At 42.8% G+C, this 11,780-nt stretch carries 7 protein-coding genes; all 7 read left to right on the forward strand.

Going from position 1 to position 11,780, the window contains the following annotated elements:
• Positions 1–48 precede the first annotated feature (48 nt).
• Entirely contained in the window at positions 49–915 is an 867-nt protein-coding gene (locus PCY11_RS10500; RefSeq protein WP_070674459.1) for an ABC transporter permease, read from the forward strand.
• Positions 912–1,676: an ABC transporter ATP-binding protein gene (locus PCY11_RS10505; protein ID WP_031575699.1), complete on the forward strand. Its 765-nt coding sequence runs from the start codon at positions 912–914 to the stop codon at positions 1,674–1,676. The genes PCY11_RS10500 and PCY11_RS10505 overlap by 4 nt, the downstream gene beginning before the upstream one ends.
• Before the next feature lie 869 nt (positions 1,677–2,545).
• Positions 2,546–3,088, forward strand: a complete 543-nt coding sequence (locus PCY11_RS10510; RefSeq protein WP_049473337.1) for a hypothetical protein — start codon at positions 2,546–2,548, stop codon at positions 3,086–3,088.
• A gap of 203 nt (positions 3,089–3,291) precedes the next feature.
• Positions 3,292–4,953: a ribonuclease J gene (locus PCY11_RS10515; RefSeq protein ID WP_070674456.1), complete on the forward strand. Its 1,662-nt coding sequence runs from the start codon at positions 3,292–3,294 to the stop codon at positions 4,951–4,953.
• A 70-nt stretch (positions 4,954–5,023) separates the two neighbouring features.
• Positions 5,024–5,806, forward strand: coding sequence for an alpha/beta hydrolase family protein (locus PCY11_RS10520; protein ID WP_070674453.1), 783 nt, complete (start codon positions 5,024–5,026; stop codon positions 5,804–5,806).
• A gap of 383 nt (positions 5,807–6,189) precedes the next feature.
• The gene (gltX, locus tag PCY11_RS10525; protein ID WP_070674450.1) at positions 6,190–7,647 is read left to right on the forward strand and encodes a glutamate--tRNA ligase; all 1,458 of its coding nucleotides are present in this window, start codon (positions 6,190–6,192) and stop codon (positions 7,645–7,647) included.
• Between the two features lie 235 nt (positions 7,648–7,882).
• The coding region (locus PCY11_RS10530; protein WP_301362749.1) for an accessory Sec-dependent serine-rich glycoprotein adhesin at positions 7,883–11,780 on the forward strand (3,898 nt) is incomplete at its 3' end.

An 11,780-nucleotide genomic window follows, 5' to 3' on the forward strand; every position in this document is an offset into this window, starting at 1 on the left:
CTCCCTATTTATGTTACAATTAAACTACTATTATCGAAGGGAGAAACTATGATTAATTCAATTGTTTCACAAGGTTTGATTTGGGCCATTTTAGGGTTAGGAATCTTTATGACGTTCCGAATTCTAGATTTTCCAGATATGACGACAGAAGGCTCCTTCCCGCTTGGAGGAGCGGTGGCGGTGACCTTGATTACTAAAGGGGTCAACCCGCTCCTTGCGACGCTGGCTGCTATTGGTGCAGGGTGTTTGGCGGGACTTGCGACGGGTCTTCTCTACACAAAAGGAAGAATCCCGACACTCTTGTCAGGGATCCTCGTAATGACGTCTTGTAACTCGGTTATTCTCTTTGTCATGCAGCGGGCTAATTTGGGACTTTTGGGCTATAAAAAATTACAGGAATTTCTTCCTTTTGCCAGTGGGTTCAATGAGATTCTGATTGGTTTGATTTTCGTAACGCTTGTGATCCTTGGTTTGATCTTCTTCTTGGATACACGCTTGGGTCAAGCCTATATTGCGACAGGGGACAATCCAGATATGGCCAAGAGCTTTGGGATCAACACCGACCGGATGGAATTGATGGGCTTGGTCATTTCAAATGGGATTATTGCTCTTTCTGGTGCACTGATGGCCCAGCAAGAAGGCTATGCGGATGCTTCACGTGGGATTGGTGTCATCGTTATTGGGCTTGCCAGCCTTATTATTGGAGAGGTGCTCTTTTCAAATGTCACTTTGACAGAGCGCTTGCTCAGTATTGCGATCGGATCGATCGCCTACCAATTTTTGATTTGGGCCGTGATTGCGCTTGGCATCAATACCAGCTATATTCGAATCTTCAGTGCCTTGATCTTGGCTATCTGCCTGATGATTCCAACCTTTAAGGGAAAAATCATGAAAGGAGCGAAACTCAGTAAATGACAGCAATTGTAGAATTAAAAAATGTAACCAAAGCCGTGAGCAATGGGATGAACGAAGAAAAAGTCATTCTGGATGATGTTTCCTTGGAAATTCGAGAGCATGATTTTATCACGATTTTGGGGGGTAATGGAGCTGGAAAATCAACCCTCTTTAATACCATTGCAGGGACGCTTCCGGTGAGCAGTGGGAAAATTTATATTTTGGGGGAAGATGTAACCAACTATTCTCCTGAAAAGAGAGCCAAGTACCTATCGCGGGTCTTTCAAGATCCTAAAATGGGGACAGCACCTCGCATGACAGTAGCGGAAAACCTCTTGGTAGCGAAGTTTCGTGGAGAAAAACGTGGTTTGATTCCGCGTCACTTGGCCAGCTATAAAGAAGAGTTTCAAACAGTCCTTGCTAAGATCGGCAATGGCTTGGAAAATCATATCGACACTGCTGTTGAGTTTCTATCAGGGGGGCAACGACAAGCCTTGAGTCTGTTGATGGCGACACTGAAACGTCCAGAACTCTTACTTTTAGACGAACACACTGCAGCCTTGGATCCAAAAACTAGTCAGGCCCTCATGACCTTGACCGATGAGTTTGTGAAACAAGATGCCCTCACAGCTCTTATGATCACTCACCATATGGAAGATGCTTTGAAATATGGAAATCGCTTGATTGTCATGAAAGACGGACACATCGTCCAAGACCTCAATCAAGAAGAAAAAGCCCAAATGACCATCGCAGACTACTATCAATTGTTTGAGAAAGAATAAGATACAAAGCCCGTAAAATGCAAAGTGAAAATAGGGAGTAGGACAGAAGCTATACGATTGTGGACGCTTCGTCGTCCTACCCCTACAAGGCTGATTAGAATTCTTCCGAGCTGATTAAGCGAGAGAAGAGTTCAATCAGCTACTGTGTTTTACCTAGAGGCTTCACTAAAATACAAACTCATTTTAGAAATGTTTCTCACGGCGGATAGTTTCAGAGTATGTTTGCATGAGTCTAATAGTAACGATCGATTTAATTTTTTAGTATTACTTAGGTTGTTTGATGTGGAAGTAGTTTGTCTACAGCTAAGTTAGAGACTTGCTCTCTAACTTTTTCTTTTCCTTAAATCATCTATAAAACCGCATAAAAATAGGAACTAGTTTCAGCCGAAATCGCTTGCAATTGCTTAGGGAGCTGAGTATAATATAGTTAGAAAGATGAAGAAGGGATTGATACCAATGCCTTATCGAGTTAAAATTTAGGTTACTTCGTTTTAGGCCTGTTTTGCTGATATCTGTTCATGCTCTTATCGTAAAAGAGCAGTCATGTCGTGTGTGTCGGATCGGTTGGACGGTCGGGCAAACCTGCTTAGTTTGTCCGGAGACATAAGAAAACGTGGAAATAGTAGGTAGAAGCTTTTTGTAAAGGTTTTCAAACTTCGATGCGTCCAGTCGAAAACTAATCATTTGGATTTAGGATAGCAAAGAAAACCTCTGGTATTTTACACAAATACTATTAAATGAAATCAACATCATAAACATTGTTTTGTTAGCCAAAAGGTTAATTGCACCAAGTCAGTGAAGCAGACCAGGCCTCTAGTCCCGTAAGACTGGAGGCCATTTTTATAAAATACTCAGGAGGAGGTGAGAGTATGGGATTGTCGTATGCGCAAGAATATAGTTGTCGGGACCATTTTCGGCAAAGAGCTTTTGAGCGCTTTGGCGTAGATGATCAGCACTTGAATAAGTGGATCAACCAACACCTCTCCTCCCTCTCTCCTTATGATAGTAATGTGGTTCAACCGGCTAATACAGAAGCTTATGTAGCCAGTGATGGCGTCATCTTTGTCTGCAATATCAAAAGTCGGGAGTTCATCACTTGCTTTAAGGCGGTCAATTACCAAGAATCTAAGGAAGAAGAGGAAGCTTATACGGATATTCACGAAAACAATGTCGCTTCCTTCAAAAAAGATGTAAACCACCTAGTCAATCGCTACCGACTCAAGGAAGCCAAAGAGCTGTTTGAAAACATTGGGGAGGACTTGGATGATTTTTATCGCCTGTCCCAAGCGGTCAAGAACGGCCAATTGAGCGAGCGAAATAGTAAGCGCCTAGAGGAATTGTTAGGCAAGTTTCATGTGATCAAGGCAGCCATGCGGATCATTGAAAATAAACGGGGAGATTACCATCTTTAGGGTCTTTTCCCCCTAAAAATAGGCGCCTAGAAGCCCTCTCATCTGAAATAGATGAGAGGACTTTTTTGCTGTGGAAAGCTTTTTGAAAAAAAGAGAAAAAAATTGTATAATAGAGTGGATATGCAAGTATTTGCAAAGCTGTAATTCGACTTGGGCGACCAAGGACCGTAAGTATTAAAATAATCACACTAAAGGAGACAACAGTGAGTAGTATTAAATTAGTCACTCTTGGCGGTGTTCGAGAAAATGGGAAAAATCTCTACGTTGCCGAAGTGAACGATTCAATTTTTGTCTTGGATGCAGGTTTGAAGTATCCAGAAAATGAGCAACTTGGGGTGGATGTCGTTATCCCCAACATGGATTATCTATTTGAAAACAAGGACCGCATTGCGGGTGTTTTCTTGACCCACGGTCATGCGGATGCCATTGGGGCCTTGCCTTATCTTTTGGCGGAAGCGAAAGTCCCTGTATTCGGGACAGAGTTAACCATTGAGTTAGCTAAACTTTTTGTAAAAAGCAATGACAGTGTGAAGAAATTCAACGACTTCCATGTCATCGATCAGAATTCTGAGATTGATTTTGGTGATGCCGTCGTCTCTTTCTTTCAAACAACCCACTCCATCCCTGAAAGTATCGGGATTGTGATTGGCACTCCTGAGGGCAATATCGTCTATACAGGAGACTTTAAATTTGACCAAACTGCTAGTGAGTCTTATGCGACGGACTTTGCTCGCCTAGCTGAGATTGGACGTGAGGGTGTGCTTGCCCTCCTGAGTGATTCGGCCAACGCAGATAGCAAGATGCAAGTTGCTAGTGAGCAAGAGGTGGGCGATGAAATCCTGGATACCATTGCGGACTGGGATGGTCGTGTCATCGTAGCGGCGGTAGCCAGCAACCTTTCTCGGATCCAGCAGGTCTTTGATGCTGCAGCTGGGACTGGCCGCCGGGTGGTCTTGACAGGGTTTGATGTGGAAAATATCGTCCGCACAGCCATCCGCTTGAATAAATTATCTCTTGCCAACGAAAAACTCTTGATCAAGCCAAAAGAAATGAGTCGTTTTGAGGACCATGAATTGATCATTTTGGAAACAGGCCGGATGGGTGAACCGATCAATGGTTTGCGTAAGATGTCGATTGGTCGTCACCGCTATGTGGAAATCAAAGATGGGGACTTGGTTTACATCGTCACAACGCCGTCTATTGCTAAAGAAGCTGTGGTGGCTCGTGTGGAAAACATGATCTACCAAGCAGGTGGCATTGTCAAATTGATCACGTCAAGCTTGCGCGTGTCTGGTCACGGAAACGCACGGGACTTGCAGTTGATGATCAACCTTCTTCGTCCTAAATATCTCTTCCCAATCCAAGGGGAATACCGTGAATTGGATGCCCATGCACGAGTGGCGATGGAAGTTGGTATTTTGCCTGAGAACATATTTATTCCAAAACGCGGAACGGTAATGGAGTACGAAAAGGGTGACTTCGTTCCTGCCGGTAGCGTCTCAGCAGGAGATGTCATGATCGATGGGAATGCCATTGGTGATGTGGGCAATATTGTCCTTCGTGACCGCAAGGTCTTGTCAGAAGACGGGATCTTTATCGTGGCGATCACGGTGAATCGCAAAGAGAAGAAAATTATTTCCAAAGCGCGCGTGCACACCCGTGGTTTTGTCTATGTCAAGAAGAGTCGGGATATTCTTCGTGAAAGTTGCGAATTGGTCAACCAAAGCGTTGAAGACTATTTGGCGCAAGACAGCTTTGACTGGGGTGAGTTAAAAGGTTTGGTACGCGACAACTTGTCTAAGTTCTTATTTGAACAAACCAAACGCCGTCCAGCCATCCTACCAGTCGTGATGGAAGTGAAATAATAGAAGAAATGGAAACGCTTGGCGGCCCGAGGCTTGCCGAGTGTTTTTAACAGTAGAAAGAGGAAATCAAATGGCAGTTATGCAGATTGAGTATTATTCAGAAGCCTTGAAGATGGAGTGGGGCGTGTCCGTCCTTTATCCTGATGCATCGCGCGTGGAAGATCCAGCGGATACGGATATTCCAGTCCTTTATCTCTTACACGGGATGAATGGCAACCACCACTCTTGGTTGAAGCGAACCAATGTGGAGCGCATTTTGCGAAATACCAATCTGATCGTGGTCCTACCTAATACCAATAATGGTTTTTACACAGATACCCAGTATGGTTACAACTACTACACAGCCATTGCGGAGGAATTGCCAGAGACTCTTTCTCGCTTCTTCCCTAATATGACCAAGAAACGGGAGAAGACCTTTATTGCTGGTCTATCCATGGGTGGCTATGGATCGATGCTCTTGGCTCTCAAGACCAATCGTTTCTCTCATGCGGCTAGTTTTTCTGGAGCACTTAGTTTTCACGATAGAGACTTTGAAAACAATGACTTGGAACAACCAGCTTTTTGGAAGGGAATTTTTGGAGAGATTGAGGATTGGACGTCCAGTCCCTATTCGCTAGAGACTGCTGCCAAGAAGTTTTCAGATAAGAAGACCAAACTCTGGATCTGGTGTGGGGAGCAGGATTTCCTTTATGAAGCCAATAATTTTGAAGTCAAGGAATTAGAAAAGTTAGGCTTGGATGTCACCTATACCCACAGCCCAGGTAAGCACGAATGGTTCTACTGGGAACGTGAGTTGGAGCACTTTTTACAAACCCTACCAATCGACTTTGAATTAGAAGAAAGACTAAGTTAAGATACAAAGGGCGTAGCGGATACAGTCAAAATAGGGAGTAGGACAGAAGCGATATCATTTATAAGCGCTTCGTCGTCGTACCCCCACAAGACTGATTAGGTATTCTTCTGAGCTTAGAAAGCGACAGAAGAATCCAATCAGCTACTGTGTCTTGAATTAATTGCTATTTAGCTTGCGTTTTTGACACAATCAGCAGCCCGTGTTCGTTTAATAAGATACAAATAGATTGGATATAAGTCGGAGCATTTGTTCTGGCTTTTTTTATATATAGGAAGAAAAGCTAGAAAGGCCACTTATTCATTTCAGTCCTGCTTTCTTTGTGGTATAATAGGAACGATTGAAAAATGAGCTAGAAATAGCGAACAAGATAAGAGGAGAGAAATATGGCAAAAGATATTCGTGTGCGTTATGCACCAAGTCCAACTGGACTACTACACATCGGAAATGCTCGTACAGCATTGTTTAACTACTTGTATGCACGCCACCATGGTGGAACCTTTATCATCCGTATCGAAGATACGGACCGCAAACGTCATGTCGAAGACGGAGAACGCTCACAACTTGAAAACCTTCGTTGGTTGGGCATGGACTGGGATGAAAGTCCTGAGACGCATGAAAACTACCGCCAGTCTGAACGTTTGGAACTCTATCAAACATACATTGACCAACTCTTGGCGGAAGGAAAAGCCTACAAATCTTACGTCACTGAAGAAGAGTTAGCGGCTGAACGTGAACGTCAAGAAGCAGCCGGTGAAACACCTCGCTACATCAACGAATACCTTGGAATGAGCGAAGAAGAAAAAGCAGCTTACGTTGCAGAACGTGAAGCTGCAGGGATTATCCCGACTGTTCGTTTGGCAGTGAATGAGTCAGGTATTTACAAGTGGCATGACATGGTCAAAGGTGATATCGAGTTTGAAGGTGGCAATATCGGTGGTGACTGGGTTATCCAAAAGAAAGATGGTTACCCAACATATAACTTTGCCGTTGTCATCGATGACCACGATATGCAAATCTCTCACGTCATCCGTGGAGATGACCATATTGCCAACACTCCAAAACAACTTATGGTTTATGAAGCGCTTGGATGGGAAGCACCTGAGTTTGGTCACATGACACTTATCATCAATTCTGAGACTGGTAAGAAGTTGTCTAAACGGGACACCAACACCCTTCAATTTATCGAAGATTACCGTAAGAAAGGGTACCTTCCAGAAGCAGTCTTTAACTTTATCGCCCTTCTTGGTTGGAACCCTGGTGGGGAAGATGAGATCTTCTCTCGCGAAGAACTTATCAAGCTCTTTGATGAAAACCGCCTTAGCAAGTCTCCAGCAGCCTTCGATCAGAAGAAACTTGACTGGATGAGCAATGACTATATCAAGAATGCGGATCTTGCGACCATCTTTGAAATGGCCAAACCATTCCTTGAAGCAGCAGGTCGTTTGACAGACAAGGCTGAGAAATTGGTGGAACTCTACAAACCACAAATGAAATCAGTGGACGAAATCGTTCCATTGACAGACCTCTTCTTTGCAGACTTCCCAGAATTGACGGAAGCTGAGCGAGAAGTCATGGCTGGTGAAACAGTGCCAACGGTACTTGAAGCCTTCAAAGCAAAACTTGAAGCCATGTCAGACGATGAGTTTGTGGCAGAAAATATCTTCCCACAAATCAAAGCGGTCCAAAAAGAAACTGGTATCAAAGGGAAGAACCTCTTCATGCCAATCCGTATCGCCGTTTCAGGTGAAATGCATGGTCCTGAATTGCCAGATACCATCTACTTGCTTGGACGTGAGAAATCCATCCAACACATTGAAAAAATGTTGGAAGAAATCAGATAATTATCAGAAAAACCCCTATTAAAAGGGGTTTTTTGTTTTAGCTCTAAAGTCGAAGTATTATAGGAGTTTATCAAAAAAATGCCCCGGTTTGACAAAAAAAGAACATGAAAACGGATTTCTTTATGTAAAGAAAAATTTTTTAAAAAAAATACTAATAATTGAGGATAATTGCTTGAAATATTTCCAAAGTAGTCTATAATATAAAGGAAATAGAAAATGTATTAAGGAGACAGAAATGTTTTTTAAGCGTTCGAACGGTGAGTTCCGTGAAACGGATCGTGTGACTCGTTTTAAATTGATCAAGTCAGGTAAGAACTGGTTGCGTGCAGCAACTTCTAACTTTGGTCTTTTGAAAGTTATCCGCGGTCAGGTCGAAGAAACTGTAGTAGCTGAAGTTCGTGAAGATGAAGTATCAGCAACAGAAATGACAAGCCGAGGCTTGCTCAAAGGGATCGTAGCAGCAGGGGCTGTTCTTGGTGCAGCTACAGTAGCGAATACTGCTAAAGCTGATGAAACTGGATCAGCTGTAGCAACTGCATCTGAACTTTCAAGTGAAGCTCTTGCAGTGCAAGGAAGTACTGTACTTGGTACAACTTCAACTACTCAATCAACTACTGAATCTACAACAGAATCAGCAAGTGCCTCAACATCAGCAAGCACTTCAACATCTGTAAGTGTCTCTGTATCTGAGTCAGCTTCATTGAGCGAACAAGGATCTGCAGAACTTTCAGCAGCTCTTAGCGAATCAGCTGTAGCAACAGAATCTGAAGCAGCTTCAGAAGCATCTACAACAGCTACTAAATCTGAAGATAAAGTTGTCTTAGAACAAAATACTTCAGAAGCAGCCTTGTTGAATAAGATCGCAGGAGACTACTCAGCCACTGTTTCAGCTCCAGAAAAGAAAGCAGCACTTGATGCCGCTATCGCTAAAGTTCAAACAGAATTGACAGCAAGCAACAGCTTGATCAACGCGAATGCTTCAGCTCAATCATACGCTGAGCAACGCGAACGTTTGAGCAAGTCAGTAGATGACATGATGGCAACATTGACTGCGGCAGGATTTACTGGAAACACAACAGTAAATGGTTCTCCAGCAGTTTACGCACAATTGGATGCTATTGCTACATCAAGCACAAATCCATCTGGTGTTGCTGTAACACCAGGAATGTCAGATCCAAACGGTGCGACCCTTACTGACAAGTCAACAACCATTCCTTCTGGATATGCAGCTGACCCAGCTTCAGGTCGTTTGACATTTGGTATTTGGAATCTTTCTTCATACAACCAACTATACAACAAAAACTACTACATTACATTGTCTGTAGACAAGACAAATAGTGCATCAAATCCAAATGTATTTGTTCGTTTGGTTGATAAAACAACTGGTAGTGAAGTTGCGAATACAACATTAAGTAATGCTGTTGCTGCCAAAGAAATCAATCTTGGTGACCTTTCAAGTCAGAAGTACTATCCATACCTTGTTTATAATGCTTCTACTGATGGAACTCCGTCTAGTGTTGATATCATTATCAAGCACAATGAAGATTTGAATCCTAGTGGTTTTGATTACAAGACAGAGCAAGTCTATGACTACCTTTCACCTGCTAACCAAGGTGAAAAGAAACCGAACGTTGAAATTGCTGTACCATCAACTAAGATGAATCAAACAACTCACTATAAAGTAGTTGATACAGCTTCATCGACTTATGATGCTTCTCGTTCAGATTCTGATACAACAACTCAAAGCTACAAACCAACTGGTAATGAAACAGAACTTGCTTCATATACCCAAACAGGGATCCAAGGGCAAGATTATACTGCATCAAATCCTCGTACATTTGATGGTTATGTTTTGTATCAACAGGCTGATTCTTCAACTATGTCTGGTGAACTAGGTAACACTGTAGGTACTAAATATGCCGAACTTAAGGGTAGCCGTCAACATTACTACGTAAAACGGATTCGTGAAGTTGTTGCCAACGATGGTTCAACAGTTACTAAGATTTATGTATTGGATCCATCTGCTGTTTCTACTTATAATGAATCAGTAATGGCCAATAACACTGATACAACAGGATATACACTTGTTTACACTTCTCCAGTGATTAAACCAGGTGACAAGTATATTCCTGCAGCAACAAATATGGATGCTGATAAACGTCTCGTTTCAAGCAAGAACGGTGACTACCAATTGGCTGTTTCTCCATGGCACAATCCAGAACCAGGTAAATCAAACGAAGGTTTAGTATATATCACAGGTTGGTATACAGCTGGTCATCACGGCGACGTAAATTATATGTTTACTGATGAACCTAAGGGAACTGCAAGTGCTGTACCAGGTGGTAATACGCAAAATACTATCGGTGGAACTACGAAATATGGTATCGATAAAGCTACAGGTAAGATTGCCACTGATTCTTTCGGTAATCCAGAGAAATCTACTAGTGGATTTGGTACCCAATTCTCAATTCCATCAGCCAATGAAAAACCATCTGGTGATACGGTTCACTACTACCGTAAGATGAATGATTCTGAGTCAGCATCACAATCACAATCGCAATCTAACTCACAATCATTATCTGAATCAGAAATTGTTTCTAAGTCACAATCTGTTTCACAATCACAATCAACATCTGAAAAGACTTCTAAATCAATTTCTGAATCTGCATCAGCATCGTTGAGCGAATCGACACGTGAATCAGCTTCAACGTCAACAAGTCAATCAGCATCATTGAGCACATCGGCTTCAACAAGTGCATCAACATCAGGAAGCCAATCAGCATCATTGAGCACATCGGCTTCAGTAAGTGCGTCAACCTCAGCAAGCCAATCAGCATCATTGAGCACATCGGCTTCAGTAAGTGCATCAACATCAGCAAGCCAATCAGCATCATTGAGCACATCGGCTTCAACAAGTGCATCAACATCAGCAAGTCAATCAGCATCATTGAGCACATCGGCTTCAACAAGTGCATCAACATCAGCAAGCCAATCAGCATCATTGAGCACGTCAGCTTCAGTAAGTGCATCAACAACTCAAAGCAACTCTGAATCAAATACTGAATCAGCGTCACAATCTATTTCAGAATCACGTTCTGAGTCAGCATCAATTTCATTGTCTGAATCAGTATCATTGTCTGAATCATTGTCTGAATCAGCTTCAACTTCAGCGTCTGAATCAGCTTCAACATCAGCAAGCCAATCAGCATCATTGAGTGCATCGGCTTCAACAAGTGCATCAACATCAGCAAGTCAATCAGCATCATTGAGTACATCGGCTTCAACAAGTGCATCAACGTCAGCAAGCCAATCAGCATCATTGAGTACATCGGCTTCAACAAGTGCATCAACGTCAGCAAGCCAATCAGCATCATTGAGTACATCGGCTTCAACAAGTGCATCAACATCAGCAAGCCAATCAGCATCATTGAGCACATCGGCTTCAGTAAGTGCATCAACATCAGCAAGCCAATCAGCATCATTGAGCACATCGGCTTCAGTAAGTGCATCAACATCAGCAAGTCAATCAGCATCATTGAGCACTTCAGCATCTGCATCTGAGTCAGCTTCACAATCTATTTCAGAATCACAATCTGAGTCAGCATCAGTATCATTGAGCGAATCAGCTTCAGTATCTGAATCATTGTCTGAATCGGCTTCAACATCAGCGTCTGAATCAGCTTCAACATCACTAAGCCAATCAGCATCATTGAGCGAATCAGCGTCTGCATCTGAGTCAGCTTCACAATCTATTTCAGAATCACAATCTGAGTCAGCATCAGTATCATTGAGCGAATCAGTATCAGTATCTGAATCATTGTCTGAATCAGCATCAACGTCAGCGTCTGAATCAGCATCAACGTCAGCAAGCCAATCAGCATCATTGAGCACATCGGCTTCAACAAGTGCATCAACATCAGCAAGCCAATCAGCATCATTGAGTACATCAGCGTCTGAATCAGCTTCAACATCAGCAAGTCAATCAGCATCATTGAGTACATCAGCGTCTGAATCAGCTTCAACGTCAGCAAGCCAATCAGCATCATTGAGTACATCAGCATCTGAATCAGCTTCAACATCAGCAAGCCAATCAGCATCATTGAGTACATCAGCATCTGAATCAGCTTCAACAT

Source organism: Streptococcus sp. SP8, from assembly GCF_030440045.1.
In the GTDB taxonomy this organism is placed as follows: Bacteria; Bacillota; Bacilli; order Lactobacillales; family Streptococcaceae; genus Streptococcus; species Streptococcus parasanguinis_I.

Coding starts and splice junctions, on each gene's coding strand:
- PCY11_RS10500 (WP_070674459.1), top strand. CDS start 49: ATGATTAATTCAATTGTTTCACAAGGTTTGATTTGGGCCATTTTAGGG.
- PCY11_RS10505 (WP_031575699.1), top strand. CDS start 912: ATGACAGCAATTGTAGAATTAAAAAATGTAACCAAAGCCGTGAGCAAT.
- PCY11_RS10510 (WP_049473337.1), top strand. CDS start 2,546: ATGGGATTGTCGTATGCGCAAGAATATAGTTGTCGGGACCATTTTCGG.
- PCY11_RS10520 (WP_070674453.1), top strand. CDS start 5,024: ATGGCAGTTATGCAGATTGAGTATTATTCAGAAGCCTTGAAGATGGAG.
- gltX (WP_070674450.1), top strand. CDS start 6,190: ATGGCAAAAGATATTCGTGTGCGTTATGCACCAAGTCCAACTGGACTA.